This is a genomic window from Virgibacillus dakarensis (assembly GCF_900155625.1).
In the GTDB taxonomy this organism is placed as follows: domain Bacteria; phylum Bacillota; class Bacilli; order Bacillales; family Amphibacillaceae; genus Lentibacillus_C; species Lentibacillus_C populi.
Map to the genome: position 1 here is coordinate 703,511 of NZ_LT732553.1, position 15,060 is coordinate 718,570.

At 40.5% G+C, this 15,060-nt stretch carries 14 protein-coding genes and 1 riboswitch; of the genes, 10 read left to right on the plus strand and 4 right to left on the minus strand.

Annotation, left to right across the window (positions count from 1 at the left end; all coding sequences use genetic code 11):
* Window positions 1-77 precede the first annotated feature (77 nt).
* A complete protein-coding gene (locus CZ382_RS03535) occupies window positions 78-1,130 on the minus strand; it encodes an NAD(P)/FAD-dependent oxidoreductase (protein ID WP_088049846.1) in 1,053 nt (350 codons plus the stop codon).
* Between the two features lie 284 nt (window positions 1,131-1,414).
* Between CZ382_RS03535 and CZ382_RS03540 the strand changes: the two genes are divergently transcribed.
* The gene (locus CZ382_RS03540; protein ID WP_088049847.1) at window positions 1,415-2,401 is read left to right on the plus strand and encodes an ABC transporter substrate-binding protein; all 987 of its coding nucleotides are present in this window, start codon (window positions 1,415-1,417) and stop codon (window positions 2,399-2,401) included.
* Window positions 2,402-2,502: 101 nt separating this feature from the next.
* On the opposite strand, the gene guaC is transcribed toward CZ382_RS03540, so the two are convergent.
* Window positions 2,503-3,486 (minus strand): GMP reductase, encoded by a 984-nt coding sequence (gene guaC, locus CZ382_RS03545; protein ID WP_088049848.1) that lies wholly within the window; start codon window positions 3,484-3,486, stop codon window positions 2,503-2,505.
* A gap of 347 nt (window positions 3,487-3,833) precedes the next feature.
* Window positions 3,834-4,772, minus strand: a complete 939-nt coding sequence (locus CZ382_RS03550) for a LysR family transcriptional regulator (RefSeq protein WP_088049849.1) — start codon at window positions 4,770-4,772, stop codon at window positions 3,834-3,836.
* A gap of 127 nt (window positions 4,773-4,899) precedes the next feature.
* Between CZ382_RS03550 and CZ382_RS03555 the strand changes: the two genes are divergently transcribed.
* From CZ382_RS03555 to CZ382_RS03565, 4 genes are all read left to right on the plus strand, one after another.
* Entirely contained in the window at window positions 4,900-5,478 is a 579-nt protein-coding gene (locus CZ382_RS03555; RefSeq protein WP_088049850.1) for a flavodoxin family protein, read from the plus strand.
* 1 nt (window position 5,479) lies between these two features.
* The gene (locus CZ382_RS03560) at window positions 5,480-6,316 is read left to right on the plus strand and encodes an MFS transporter (RefSeq protein WP_235000383.1); all 837 of its coding nucleotides are present in this window, start codon (window positions 5,480-5,482) and stop codon (window positions 6,314-6,316) included.
* Window positions 6,252-6,689, plus strand: a complete 438-nt coding sequence (locus tag CZ382_RS24645) for an MFS transporter (RefSeq protein ID WP_327365022.1) — start codon at window positions 6,252-6,254, stop codon at window positions 6,687-6,689. The genes CZ382_RS03560 and CZ382_RS24645 overlap by 65 nt, the downstream gene beginning before the upstream one ends.
* Window positions 6,690-7,131: 442 nt before the next feature.
* Window positions 7,132-8,115 (plus strand): Gfo/Idh/MocA family protein, encoded by a 984-nt coding sequence (locus CZ382_RS03565; RefSeq protein ID WP_088049851.1) that lies wholly within the window; start codon window positions 7,132-7,134, stop codon window positions 8,113-8,115.
* A gap of 42 nt (window positions 8,116-8,157) precedes the next feature.
* On the opposite strand, the gene CZ382_RS23635 is transcribed toward CZ382_RS03565, so the two are convergent.
* Window positions 8,158-8,316, minus strand: a complete 159-nt coding sequence (locus CZ382_RS23635; protein ID WP_155554966.1) for a hypothetical protein — start codon at window positions 8,314-8,316, stop codon at window positions 8,158-8,160.
* Window positions 8,317-8,413: 97 nt separating this feature from the next.
* Window positions 8,414-8,517: riboswitch (SAM riboswitch) on the plus strand.
* A 108-nt stretch (window positions 8,518-8,625) separates the two neighbouring features.
* Here CZ382_RS23635 and CZ382_RS03570 point away from each other — a divergent pair.
* From CZ382_RS03570 to CZ382_RS03590, 5 genes are all read left to right on the plus strand, one after another.
* The gene (locus tag CZ382_RS03570; protein ID WP_088049852.1) at window positions 8,626-9,360 is read left to right on the plus strand and encodes a phosphoadenylyl-sulfate reductase; all 735 of its coding nucleotides are present in this window, start codon (window positions 8,626-8,628) and stop codon (window positions 9,358-9,360) included.
* Between the two features lie 500 nt (window positions 9,361-9,860).
* Window positions 9,861-11,696: an assimilatory sulfite reductase (NADPH) flavoprotein subunit gene (locus tag CZ382_RS03575; protein WP_088049853.1), complete on the plus strand. Its 1,836-nt coding sequence runs from the start codon at window positions 9,861-9,863 to the stop codon at window positions 11,694-11,696.
* A gap of 39 nt (window positions 11,697-11,735) precedes the next feature.
* Window positions 11,736-13,469: an assimilatory sulfite reductase (NADPH) hemoprotein subunit gene (cysI, locus tag CZ382_RS03580; protein ID WP_088049854.1), complete on the plus strand. Its 1,734-nt coding sequence runs from the start codon at window positions 11,736-11,738 to the stop codon at window positions 13,467-13,469.
* 64 nt (window positions 13,470-13,533) lie between these two features.
* Complete coding sequence (cobA, locus tag CZ382_RS03585; RefSeq protein ID WP_088050966.1) at window positions 13,534-14,310, plus strand: uroporphyrinogen-III C-methyltransferase; 777 nt, start codon at window positions 13,534-13,536, stop codon at window positions 14,308-14,310.
* 14 nt (window positions 14,311-14,324) lie between these two features.
* Window positions 14,325-15,056 (plus strand): sirohydrochlorin chelatase, encoded by a 732-nt coding sequence (locus CZ382_RS03590; protein WP_088049855.1) that lies wholly within the window; start codon window positions 14,325-14,327, stop codon window positions 15,054-15,056.
* Window positions 15,057-15,060 lie beyond the last annotated feature (4 nt).

The window sequence follows — 15,060 nt, forward strand, 5'->3', positions numbered from 1 at the left end:
AAAAAATTAGCAGGGGAGATGAACTGCTTTGAACAAGGCAGGAAAGGAAGTGTAGTCCTTTCCTGTTTTCATGGATTTTACTTGATCAGTTCCCGTACAATTTTCTTATTTCGTTCTTTAAAAATTTCATTGTGGGAGGAAACCATTGCAATTTGTTCTGCGTCTGAGTGAATATATTGCTTTGCTCGGTTAACCGCATTCGCTGCATCCTGGAATGCACCGGCAATTAAATGAAGCTTCCCTTCATGATGAAGAATATCTCCTGCAGCATATAGTCCGTCAATTGATGTCTCACTCATTGCGTTACCTAAGATAAAGTAGTTATCCTTTCGTTTAATTGAAAGCGGACTATTATCTAGTAAATCCGTATCACGTTCATAGCCATGGTTGATCACTACCTCATCTATGGCTATTTCGTGTTTCATTCCATTGTCTTTGTTTGTTAGTTCAACCATTTCAATTTGTTCGTGGTTTTGGCCTGGAATCAATTTCGTTATCGACGTATTTAACAAACATGTCACAGCATTGTTTTCAAGCTGGGATATTTGGGCTTCATGCCCCTTTAATTTTTCCTTTCGATAGGTTAGATATACCTTTTCAGCAATTGGCGCAAGTTCGTTGGCCCAGTCGATTGCTGTATTGCCACCGCCGGAAATGATGATTGTTTTTCTGCAGAACCGGTTTAGTGACTTCACCGTATAGTGCAGGTTTGTCAGCTCAAATTTCTCGGCTCCTACAATTGGGATTTTCACTGGATTAAGAATACCGCCGCCTACTGCCAATACGACGGTTTTAGAAAGATGCTTTTCGCCGGAATTGGTATCTAGTACAAATAGCCCATCCTCATTCTTAGAAATGGACGTTACTTTTGTTCCCAATATTACTTCCGGATCAAATGTAAGCCCCTGCTTGATCATTTGGTTAATAAGCTGGGAGGCAGGAGCAGGAGTCAGTCCGCCGACATCCCAAATGATTTTTTCTGGATAAACGTGGACCTTTCCGCCGAGATGTGGCTGGTATTCCAAGATCTTTGTTTTCATTTCCCTTAAACCGCTATAAAAGGCTGAGAACAAGCCTGCAGGTCCACCACCGACTATAGTAATATCAAAGCATTCATTGGAACGATGCAAATGGATCACCTCAAAATGTAATGTAGTATGTACCTCTCCGCACAACTATTTTGAAAATATAGTTGACATAAATCATTTCTGTTTTTATAGTTATATTGTAACTGAAACTGATAATCATTATCAAGTGTGTTTTTCATTTAAATAAAAATAAATGGCTGTGCCCTCTGGAAATTTAATCAATGCACCGTTAAATTAGGCATACATATAGGCACCACAGCACTATTTGTTCACGTTTGAAACATGATTATCAATTTCCTGATTTACAGTTTATGAGGAGGATGGATATGAAAAGGTGGATTTTTCTAGTTAGTGCCATCATGCTTTTTTTATTAACCGCTTGCAGTGATGATTCGGGGGATGAAAATTCTGGTAAATCTGAGAACGATACAGAAAGAACCATCAAGATTGAGGATGGTATTGGGGAAAAAACAATTAAAGGGACACCGAAAAAAATTGTTGTACTGGAATGGTTCTATGCGGAACATTTGCTGGCATTAGGCATCCAGCCTGCAGGAGTACCGAATATTGATGAATACAATAAGTGGATTAATATTGATGAAGAATTGGCAGACAGTGTTCAAGATGTTGGTACACGACAAGAACCAAATCTAGAAGCGATTTCGCGTTTGAACCCCGATTTAATTATTGCAGCAAAGTTCAGACATGGGGAATTATTGGATCAGCTAAATAAAATCGCACCTACCGTAACCTTCGCACCCTATGGTAATGGATCCGAAAATCTACATGATGAGATGATGAATGAATTTAAAACAATAGCCAAAATTGTAGATAAAGAGGACAAAGCGAAGCAAGAAATTGCCGATTTGAATGCATTTTATGACGAACAAAAAGAACGTGTTGCTGAGCTTGGAATGGATGGAAAGGAATATATTGCAACATTGGCCTTTTCTGTGCAAAATTCTCCAGTTTTACGATTGTATACAGATAATTCGATTGTGGCACAGGTGATGAAGAGACTTGGTTTTAAAAACGCCTATCAAACCGAAAAACCGGAGCAATATGGATTTAGTGAAGTTGGTATAGAAGCACTTCAGAATTTCCAGAAAGATAATCTCCAATTCTTGTATATTGTGCAAGAAGATGATAATGTTTTTGAAAATCAGCTGAAAGAAAATCCTGTTTGGGAGAATTTAAGCTTTGTGAAGTCTGGTAATGTACATCAAATACCAGGGGATACCCCGGTTTTCGGTGGGGTATTGTCTGCCAAAGTTTTGGCTGATCAGTTAATAACTTCGATGCAGGAGGAATAAGAAATTGATTTTATCAGGATACAGGTACTTTTAAGGGATATGAAGAATAAAAAGCGCCAAAGAAGGAGGGATATCTCCCTTCTTTAGCTCTTTTACTTTTCTTAATAAACCTTATCCCCATTAAAAATGGAATTCTTCACCACAACATAGTCGACATTGCGGATTGCTTCCAGCTTGTTTCCTCCTGCATAAGAGATGGAGGACTGTAAATCCTGTTCCATTTCATTCAATGTATCCTGTAATGGACCCTTATAGTCGACAAACATTTTCTTGCCTTCTACATTTTTCTTTTCGCCTTTTTGAAATTCTGAGGCTGAACCAAAGTATTCCTTATAAAGCTTGCCGTCTTTTTTTACGGTTTCGCCTGGGGATTCTTCATGGCCGGCAAATAAGGAGCCAATCATGACCATGGAGGCACCAAAGCGGATTGATTTTGCAATATCTCCATGTGTACGAATGCCACCGTCCGCGATGATCGGCTTACTTGCAGCTTTAGCACACCATCTTAGTGCGGCTAATTGCCAGCCGCCAGTTCCAAACCCGGTTTTGATTTTCGTGATGCATACTTTTCCAGGACCAATGCCCACTTTTGTCGCATCCGCACCAGCATGTTCTAATTCCCTGACTGCTTCTGGTGTTCCAACATTTCCAGCGATTACAAAGCTGTTAGGAAGGTGTTTCTTAATATGCTGAATCATCTTAATCACTGAATCAGAATGCCCGTGAGCGATATCAATCGTAATGTATTCTGGTGACAGCTCTTCATCTGATAACTGTTCAATGAATTGATATTCTTCTTCCTTAACACCAACGCTTATCGACGCAAATAGTCCGCGTGCCTGCATATCTTTTACAAAAGCTAATCTTTTTTCAGGTGTAAACCGATGCATAATATAAAAATAATTATGTTCTGCCAAATAAAGCGCTATCTTTTCGTCGATAATCGTTTGCATATTTGCCGGTACTACCGGCAGTTTAAATGTATGTCCACCAAATGTTACTGCAGTATCACACTCCGACCGGCTATTAACAACACATTTTGCCGGAATTAGCTGGATATCTTCATAATCAAACACATTTTCCATGTTTTACACTCCTAAATACGAATATTAATTTTGGATTTAAAGTTATTGTTCGCCTATTGGTAATATAGCTTATTTTTGTTTGCGTGTCAAAGGTTTATGGAAGAGTAAATATTAATCGGCTGAGTAGCAATACTGTTCAAAACAGGACAATACTATCCAAAACGAATATAATACTGTCCAAATCCAAATAAATACTGTCCGAATCAGATGATGATATACAGCCATAAAAATAATGCCTCTTGGAAGGGTAAAGTGAAATGATGCCTAAACCACTTTACATTAAAAGTTTAGGCATTTCTAACAGATTCTAACATATGGTAATCCCTGCAACTCGATCTAGCTGTAACTTAAACATTTAGCTGCTGGTTGTTTTGTCCATTCATTTCCTTCATGTTTTCACCTTTAAGTGTCCTGCGAGTTAACTCAACAAAAGACATTAAGGGAACTGTCAATAGTTTATCCTTATGCCAAGCAATTTGCGTAAAAAGAGAAGGGGTAGAATGTTCCCACTTGAGTTCTTTCATTAGGCCGTGATTAATATCCTTTTCTACTACCATGGCGGGTAAAATAGCTATGCCAAGTCCGGCAATTACACATTGTTTGATCGCCTCGATGCTAACAAATTCAAATTGGTTAACAGGATACACATCGTCTTCACGCAAGGATTCTTCCAATATTTTACGATATGAACATCCTTTCTCGGTAAGCAGAAGGGTTTCTTGTTCCAAATCATAAGAGAAAACCTTCTCTTTATTTACTAAAGGGTGATCAGGCGAGGCAACCAATTTCATTTCATCTTGCATAAGTGGTTCTACGGTTAACGTTTCTTCTGTTTTTAATACATCCATAATAAAAGCTGCGTCGAGTTCCCCATTTAGGAGTTGTTCTTTAGCCATCTCATCTGAATGTGCAGGTTTAAAAATAAGTTTAACATTGGGAAACTGATCCTTAAATTCTTTTAATAAAGGAGGAAGTCGGTATGTGCATTGGCTTTCTTGCGCGCCAATGATAAGGGTCCCCGCTGGCTCTGTTAAGCCGCTGGTAACCAATTTGGCTTCCTCTGAAAGTGCAATCAATTTATCAGCATAATTTTTAAACTGACGTCCCGATTCTGTCAAATATAATTTTTTCCCTAAACGTTCAAACAACTGTGTATCTAGTTCCTTTTCAAGGGATTTAATTTGCGCAGTCACGCTGGATTGAGCGTATTTTAATCGTTTTGCAGTTTGTGTAAAGTTTAGATTTTCTGCAGCTGTCTTAAACGTTATTAGCTGTTTTATCTCCAATCTACTCACCTCTATAAATCGTAATTTCCGATTGAATTAATCAAAATAATCGTCTTTATTGATTAACAATTTAATTATAAGATATTAATAAAGAAACAGCAAACTAAAATGAAAGGGCGAATAAGTGATGACAGTTGCGGTTATTTATGGTGGGACAAGGGAATGTGGCAATACAGAGATTTTAACTGAGCAAGCAGTCCAAAATATATCAGTGGAAAAAATTTATTTAAAGAATTATCAAATTTCTCCTATAAAAGATCAACGACATACGGAAGGTGGGTTTCAGGATTTAAATGATGATTATAACTATATTTTGGAACGAATCCTATGCCATGACATTCTAATTTTTGCTACACCCATTTATTGGTTTTCTATGTCGGGAACAATGAAACTATTTATTGATCGTTGGTCGCAGACATTGAAAGATCCAAAGTATCCTTATTTTAAAGCTGCCATGTCTTCCAAAAAGGCATATGTGATTGCAGTGGGAGGTGATCAGCCCTTCCTAAAAGGACTTCCCCTCATTCAGCAGTTTCAATTTATATTTAATTTTATTGGAATGTCCTTTGAAGGATATGTACTTGGAAAGGGAAATAAACCTAATGAAATTGTTCAGGATAGAGAAGCAATAGTTGCTGCCTCTCAAATCCAAAAAACGCTAATCAGACAATTAGAGACAAATAGGAGGTACGAGAATGGTTTTTAGCATGTTAAAAACAAGTAACTTTCGTAATTTTTTCTTTTCGGAAATTATATATGCATTTGGAATAGGGATAAGTACGGTAGGTGCGAATTGGTATGTAATTGATCAAACAAACTCCACTGCAACTGTAGGATTCATGCTTGCCATTAATGTTTTAGCAGGATTTCTTATCTCTCCGATTATTGGGACATTAACAGATAAATTCAATAGAAAGGCCATTATTTTTGGGACTTATTTAATCCAAGCTGTAGCAGTAATAATCATTGCTTGTCTGCTTATATTCGACGGATTTAGGCTTGGATATCTTTACCTGTTTGCGATTGTAAATGGAATGGGGTGGACTACCTATATGTCTACATCCAGAAGTTTGGTGCAAGAGATTTTACCGGAAAGGGAATTGATAGATGGTAATTCATTAATTGAAATAAGTTTGCAAGTTGGCATGTTTACTGCAGGCGGTATATCCGGAGTTTTTTACCAATATGCCGGCTTTGAATTCATTCTTATTGCTAATTCAGCTGCATTTATTCTTAGCAGTATTTTCATTTCGAGGGTGAAACATAATTCGATCATAAGGGAAAATAAATATGAGCCATTTTACGCTAGTTTTAAAAACGGAATTAACTATCTGATTAATAAGCCAAAGACTTTCTTATTAGGTGTTGCAGCAATTGTTCCTTTAGTTGCTACAATGATGTATAATGTCGTTCTACCTGAATATGTAAGCGAAACAGTACATGGTAGTTCCGTTGATTTTGGATTAGCAGATATGTTTTATGGAGTTGGAGGGTTTTTATCTGGTCTTCTCGCAGCCCCCCCTTGCCAAAAAAATATCGAATAATGGAACAGTGACACTGTTTTTTCTCCTATCTATCGGTATTTTGTTTTCTCTGGCATGGAATAACTTTACACTGATTCTATTTTTAGGCAGTCTTCTATTCGGGCTTTGTAACTCGTCACTAAGAATATTAATGAACACTGCATTGATGGAGAACGTACCTAAGTCGTTTATGGGAAGGGCAATGTCCGTTTGGATGGCAATATCCCTGATGCTCCAGGCGGTTGTTTCCCCTGGTTTAGGTGTTTTAATCGATAGCTTTTCCCCTGGGGCTGGTTTTATCTGTTTGAGTAGTGTAATGATTATTGGATTTGTTATCCATCGGAGTGTAGTAAGAGCCAATTTAAGTAATATACAAAAAAGAATGGAAATATAAACCTTGACGAGGGTCATAGATTAATGTTAACAATCTAAAACATTATATTTAACGATTTAGATTTTCAAAAAGTCGCTGCCTTTCATTAGCGACTTTTTGAAAATCCTTTAATAAAAGAAAGTAATTTAACTAAAATTGCAAACCGTGAATTGAACTAATTACTAGAAGCATATTGCTGAACTAAAGCATAGCGTTGATTTAATAGGATCAGTAACAGAAGGATAATTTTCAGGCTTATTTTTTCCTGGCAATGGGTACGATCGCGAAGTGGCTGTTTTTCGGAGGGAGCGGTTACTATAGATCCGTTTCCTTCCATCGCTTCGCAGAAATCTGCTATAATAGTTATTGGAAAGTACGATAATGAAATTGGAAAATCCGGATGAAGCAGCTGTCGAAATGAAGCGTACTTCTGCGGATTAACAAGGAAAAAAGAAGGTGCGATATGAATTTTGGAACAATTGGTACGAGCTGGATTACAGCAGCATTTATTGAAGCGGCACAAGATGTAACGGATATGAGACTTACCGCTGTCTATTCGCGGTCAGAACAGAAAGCAAAACAATTTGCAGAGACGCACGGTGCATGTAATGTTTTTACGGATATAGAGGAAATGGCAGAAAGCGAACAGATTGATTGTGTGTATATTGCTTCCCCAAACGCATTACATTACGAACAGGCGCTCACGTTTTTAAACCATAACAAGCACGTAATTTGTGAGAAACCCATTTTTTCCAATATAACAGAATTGGAAAAAGCGTATCAAATTGCTGAAAAAAATGGTGTATTTTTAGTTGAAGCGATGCGTAATGTACATATGCCAAACCTGCTAGTACTAAAGGAAAGAATAGAAAAGGCTGGACAACTAAGGAATGTTGTCTTGAATTATGCGAAATATTCTTCCCGGTATGATGCAGTTTTAAATGGCGAAGAACCCAATATATTTTCATTACATTATTCAGGTGGGGCGCTAGTAGATTTAGGTGTCTATCCAATTGCAATAGCCATTTTCTTATTCGGAAAACCAGAACGGATTACCTATGCGCCAGTACTAATTCGGACAGGTGTGGATGGCAGTGGCACCCTTGTACTTAACTATTCGGATTTCACGTGTACGATCTTTTGCTCTAAAATTTCCACTTCCTATAATCCATCCGAAATTCAAGGGGAACAAGGAACGTTTACCATTGATGATATCGGTACGGTTGCTAATATAGCGTTCATTGATATTCACTCCGGACATAAAGAACGGATTGCCAGTAAGCATGAAGAAAAAGATATGTTTTATGAAATCGAACATTTCGTCCAAATGATCAAAACAAATAACCAAGCAGAATATAAAAGACTAAAACAATTAAGCTGCGATATCCTCACCATAACCGAAGCAGCTAGAAAAGAAAACAAAATAGTGTATAAAAATAAACAATAACAAAAAGTATCCATGTACTATAAAATGTAGGAAGAGCATCTCTCAGTTTGGGAATGCTCTTTTTGCATACCAGATATAATGGAACACACTCATTCGCCACTCGAACAAGGAATCTGTCCCCTCTTCACCTAGTGTCGGGCACTTCAGCTTTAATGCTGTATATAAGTTAGCTGCTGGGACGAGAAGTTTGTTCCGTGCCATTTCCAACCTCTGTGTCTAAAGACCTGTTTTTGTAAATAGTATTGACATAAGCTCTTATATAATATACAATTCCTATCAAAATAGTATGATTTGAGTTTTCTTATCAAGAGAAGTGGAGGGAAAGGCCCTATGAAACTTCGGCAACAGGTTACATGAAACGCTGTGCCAAATCCTGCAGGCTACATGTCTGGAAGATAAGAAGAGAACAGGTACCCGAAAACCCTCTTCTTATGCAGTAAGAAGGGGTTTTTGCTCTAGTTGAACACGCTACTTTCTTTTCAACAATCATTTTTACGGGAGGGAAGGTTAATGGGAAAGTTTTCGGTTACGTATGATCATTTCCCGGGTGATCCTTTTAAAAATTTTAATCCAGTTGATGACTCAAAAGGAGCATCTGCGGTAGTAGAATGGGCTTACGAGTCATACGGAAACAATGTTGTTTACGCTTGTAGCTTCGGTGCAGAAGGAGTTGTATTAATCGATCTAATTTCCAAAGTGAAAAAGGATGCAAAAATCGTTTTTTTGGATACGGGAATTCATTTTCAGGAAACCTATGATCTGATTGAAAAGGTAAAAGAAAAGTACCCTGATCTCAATATCCAACTAAAAAAACCGGATATAACTTTGGAAGAACAAGCAGCAGCTTATGGTTCTGCTTTATGGAAGCGAAACCCTGACCAGTGTTGTTTTATTCGGAAAATAAAACCGTTGGAAGAGGTACTGGACGGTTATCCCGCTTGGATATCGGGTCTTCGCAGAGAACAGTCTGCCGGTAGAAAACATACGGATTTTGTAAATAAGGATGACCGGTTTAAGTCCATTAAGGTTTGTCCGCTAATCCATTGGACGTGGGAAGATGTTTGGACATATATCAACGTAAACAACTTAGCATACAATGAATTACATGATCGTGGTTATCCAAGTATTGGCTGTATCCCTTGTACCTCCCAAGTTATTGATTCCAGTAATTCCCGTGCTGGCAGATGGGAAGGATTCAATAAAACAGAATGTGGTCTGCATACTTCCGGGAATAGCGCACAGTAGCTTTCCTTATACGTAACAGACAAGGGAAACGTTTATTTTCAAATATGAGTAAAACGATTAGTTTAATTATATTTATAACGTTTAAAAAAGAACAAAGGCGCAAGCGCCCGATTAGCGGCGTATATGCTGCGCCCTGCCAAGCAGGGTGGTTCGGTGTTGCCGCGCAAAGCGGCGGTTTTAACCGAACATTCTTACCGTAGGAGATAAAGGAAACACGACGACCAAAGGGAGTCGATGTTGACTTATCGTACGGAGGCGAGGGAAGTCCACTATAGCTTTAGCGCTGGAGCCGGACGTGGCTTACTCTGCTGAGAGCAGAATAGAGCCTAAATTTATATACTTTCTTATCTTATGAAAAAAACGAATGCCTGGGGAGCAACAACGGACTCGGGGGGTATCTGCTGGCGAAAGGGGTGACGGTAATCGAAAAGAGTAGATTCATGAACGTGATGCATGCTGGAATACAATGATCAAAATTTTCTTTGTGAGGTGGATACCTTTTGGAATTACAAGTAAATAATAGTCCGTTTAGTCAAGAACAAATCGATACATTGCAACGTCTTCTTCCATCCTTGACAGAGACACAAAAGGCCTGGCTCAGTGGATACTTGGCGGCTTTCCAAGCACAAGCAGGAACAGTTGTGCCGAATCAGGAAGCAGTCTCAACAAATGCCGCTCAACCTGTTTTAAGGGAAGTAACAATCCTATTTGGATCCGAGACAAGTAATGGGCAGACGTTGGCGGAAGAGCTAACCAAAAAGATTAAAGAACAGGGCTTTAAGGCAACCTGTTCAGCGTTAGATGATTTTAAAGTGAAAAAAATAAAGGATGTTCAGGATTTGCTGATTGTAACAGCTACGCATGGGGAAGGAGATCCACCAGATAATGCCATTTCCTTTTATGAATATTTGCATAGCAGGCGGGCCCCGAAACTGAAGGATTTGCGATTTTCTGTGCTTTCCCTGGGAGACCAGTCGTATGAGTTTTTCTGTCAAACCGGCAAGGATTTTGATAAACGATTGGAAGAATTGGGGGGAGAAAGACTTTATCCTCGGATCGATTGTGATGTCGATTTCGATGAACCTGCGGAAGAATGGATCAATGGTGTAGTAGAAAAAATATCCGAGGCGAAAGAAGCTGTTTCGCAACCGGATAACCAGCTTAACCAACAAGCAGGGATTCATGCGCAAGAACTTGATCTACCAGCCTATTCCAGAACCAATCCGTTTAAAGCAGAGATCTTGGAAAATCTTAATCTTAATGGTCGCGGCTCCAATAAGGAAACACGTCATCTGGAATTATCGCTTGCGGGATCCAACCTTTCCTTTGAACCTGGCGATAGTTTAGGGATTATCCCGGAAAACGATCCAAACCTGGTAAGTCAACTGATTAGTGAGATGAAATGGGATCCGGAAGAAGCCGTTCCGGTCAACAAAAAAGGTGACATGCGTTCCATATTTGATGCGTTGCACACAAACTTGGAGATTACCTGTCTGACAAAACCATTAATGAACAAGGCGGCAGAGATCTTCGCGAATGATAAGTTATTAGAGCTTGTCGCACCAGTGCAAAAAGAAGCGTTAAAAGATTATATCACTGGCAGGGATCTGCTCGATTTGATCAAGGATTTTCCGCCAACGCGTGAATTGACACCAGATGAATTTGTCCAGATTCTCAGAAAGATTCCGCCTCGGCTTTATTCGATCACAAGCAGTCATAAAGCGAACCCCGATGAGGTGCACTTAACGATTGGAACCGTTCGCTATAAAGCCCACGGTCGTGAACGCCTCGGTGTATGCTCCGGTCAGTCAGCAGAACGGGCGGAACCTGGCAATCTATTACCGATTTATATTCAACGCAATCCAAATTTTAAGCTTCCTCGCGATCCGGAGATTCCTGTCATTATGATTGGGCCAGGTACTGGAGTTGCACCTTATCGGGCCTTTATGGAAGAACGGGAAGAGTTGGATATAAAAGGGAAAACGTGGTTATTCTTTGGGGATCAGCATTTTTCCAGCGACTTCCTATATCAGGTGGAATGGCAAAATTGGTTGAAGGAAGGCATTCTGACCAGAATGGATGTAGCATTTTCCCGTGATTTCGAGAAAAAGGTATATGTGCAGCATCTAATGCTGGAGAATAGTCAAGATCTTTATCAATGGCTTCAAGAGGGGGCATACGTTTATGTCTGTGGTGATGAAAAGCGAATGGCTAAAGATGTACATCAAACATTGATAACCATCATGGAAAAAGAGGGCGGTATACGTCATGAGGATGCGGAACAGTATTTGAAGGATATGCGAAGGCAAAAGCGATACCAGCGGGATGTCTATTAGCGTTCCTAAAAAGGATGATAAATGGAAAGGAGCTTGATGATGGCAAAGCATGACGTGTTGAAACAGGATGGACCACCAAGTGATCTGGAGCGAATTAAAGATGAAAGCAACTATTTGCGGGGTACAATTCAACAGGGATTAGAAGATCGGATCACCGGAGCCATTTCGGATGATGATACAAAGCTGTTAAAATTTCATGGAAGCTACCAGCAGGATGATCGGGACATCCGCGATGAACGGCGACGTAAAAAGCTGGAGCCGGCTTACCAATTTATGTTGCGTGTGCGTGCACCCGGGGGTGTTGCGACTCCCGAACAATGGTTGGTCATGGACGATTTGGCGACTAAATACGGCGATGCAACGCTAAAACTTACAACACGGCAATCGTTTCAAATGCATGGAATCCTCAAGTGGAATTTAAAGCAGACGATCAAAGAAGTAAATGAGGTACTGATGGATACTTTAGCCGCTTGTGGTGATGTAAACCGGAATGTAATGTGCAATCCCAACCCATACCAATCAGCAGTACATGAAGAGGTTTACGGGTTGGCAAAACAACTTAGCACCCATCTATCCCCAAAAACGAAAGCGTATCATGAGATTTGGCTTGATGATAGAAAGGTTGTTGACACGCGGGAGGAAGAAGAAGCGGAACCATTGTACGGTCGCTTCTACTTACCGCGGAAATTTAAAATTGGTTTAGCAGTTCCCCCTTCCAACGATATCGATGTGTTTTCACAGGATCTTGGATTTATCGCGATATTGGAGGATGGAAAGCTGCAGGGGTTTAATGTAGCGGTTGGCGGAGGTATGGGGAGCACCCATGGTGAGCCAGAGACTTATCCACAGGTTGCACGGGTGATTGGCTTTTGTCCAAAAGACAATGTTATCGAGGTAGCAGAGAGTGTGATGGCGATTCAACGAGATTATGGTAACCGTTCGAATCGAAAGAATGCTCGCTTCAAGTATACGATCGATGCACGCGGACTTGATTGGTTTAAGGCGGAGTTAACGGAGCGTCTGGGCTGGGAGCTGGAAACAGCGCGTGCTTATCAGTTTGATCATAATGGCGATCGCTATGGGTGGGTAAAGGGCGACGGCAAATGGCATCTAACGTTATTCCTGCAAAATGGCCGCGTAAAGGATACGGAGAATGATGCACTGAAAACTGGATTAAGAGAAATAGCCAAGGTGCATACTGGGGATTTCCGGCTTACTCCAAACCAGAACTTGATTATTGCGAACGTAACTGAGGAAAAGATGCAAGAAATTGCTGACCTGGCAAAAACGTACGGCTTGACGGAAGGAAAACAACATTCGGCACTAAAACGGAATTCGATGGCTTGTGTTGCTCTTCCAACATGTGGTTTAGCAATGGCTGAATCGGAACGGTATCTCCCCGTTCTTATTGAGAAAATAGAAGCAATTTTGGATGAGGTTGGCTTACGTGAAGAAGAGATTGTCATCCGTATGTCGGGTTGCCCTAACGGCTGTTCACGACCAGCTCTTGCAGAGATCGCCTTTGTTGGGAAAGCACCAGGAAAATATAATATGTATCTTGGCGGTGGATTTACTGGGGATCGTTTGAACAGTCTTTACCGAGAAAATATTGGAGAGAAGGAAATTTTGGAAAATCTGCGTTTTATCCTGACTGATTATGCCAACAATCGTCAGGAAGGGGAGCATTTTGGTGATTATGCGATCCGTGCCGGCTATGTAAATGAGGTGCGGAATGGACTTGATTTTCATAAGGATAATCTATCCAAAGTGTGAAGCAGTTGACCAAAGACGAACAAGATATACGTTTGTGGGTGCAGAAGGAGAATGAGGTGAAATGATGGGGAAGGTTTATTTGGTAGGTGCAGGTCCTGGTGATCCTGATTTGATTACGGTAAAAGGAGTCAAAGTACTCCAACAATCAGATGTTATTTTATATGACCGTCTAGTCAATACAGAATTGCTTGCACATGTTTCTGAAAAAGCAGACTTGATTTATTGCGGAAAAGGGCCCAATCAGCATTCGTTTACCCAAGAAGCGATTAATGACTTGCTTTATCAATTTACGAGCGAGGGGAAGGTTGTCAGCCGATTAAAGGGTGGAGACCCGTTTATTTTTGGAAGGGGTGGTGAAGAGGCAGCATTTTTACGTGCGAATGGAATTGCCTTTGAAATTGTCCCAGGTATCACGTCAGGATCGGCAGCACCAGCTTATGCCGGTATCCCGTTGACACATCGGGATTATAGCTCCTCGGTGACGTTTATTTCCGGCGTAAACAAAAGTATCGAACAAACGGAAAAGTATTGGCAGCATCTTGCACAAGGAATGGATACGCTTTGTATATATATGGGAGTGAAGAATCTTCCGCTTATTTGCGAGAAATTGATTCGATATGGTCGTAATGCGGATACGCCAGTTGCGTTGGTACACTGTGGAACAACGGAACAACAACAAACGGTAACCGGAACATTGGCTAACATTGTAGGAAAGGCTAGTACGGTTAAAAATCCTGCCATGATTATTATTGGCGAGGTTGTCCGGTTACGCGAACAGCTGCATTGGTTTGAACAGCTGTCAGTGGAAAAAGAATTCCCGGTGCATGCTGTCATCGGTTGATTGGAGGAATAAGCATGCAAGGAATCCTTTATATAAGCCATGGAAGCAGAATGGCTGAAGCAACTGCTGAAGCCGTTACGTGCATAACAGGCGTAAAAGAACAAGTGGATGTTCCGCTTCAGGAAATTTGCTTCCTGGAGCTGGCAGAGCCAGATGTGGAACAGGGGATTGAAAAACTGGTAAACCAAGGAGCGTCCAAGATAGCGGTCGTACCAGTGTTGCTGTTAAGCGCGGGGCATTACTACAAGGATATTCCGGAACAGCTAACCCAGACCAGGAAGAAATACCCTTCTATCACGTTCACCTATGGGCAGCCATTGGGCGTACAGGATCGCTTTATCCACGTTTTGCTGGAACGAATCGCAGAAACAAACACATCGGTTGATCAAGGTTCGAAAATTTTGCTCGTTGGGCGGGGCAGCCGTAATCCCCAAACCAAAACCGATATGGAGACGGTCAGGACAAAGCTGCAAAAAAATTTATCTGGTGGGCGGGTGGATTGCTGTTTTTTGGCTGCCTGTGATCCTTCCTTTGAGCATCAGCTTGATGCTTCTCTAAAAGAAGGGTGCTCTAAGTTGTTCATTGTTCCATACTTGTGGTTTACAGGGGTCCTGATGCATTCGATACAGCAAAAAGTACAGGAACAAGCCAAAATTGATACGAATATAATCGTGTGCCGACAACTTGGGGATCACCCAATTATGAAACGTGCACTTGAACAGCGTGTCTATGAAGCTGTTCGATAATTAC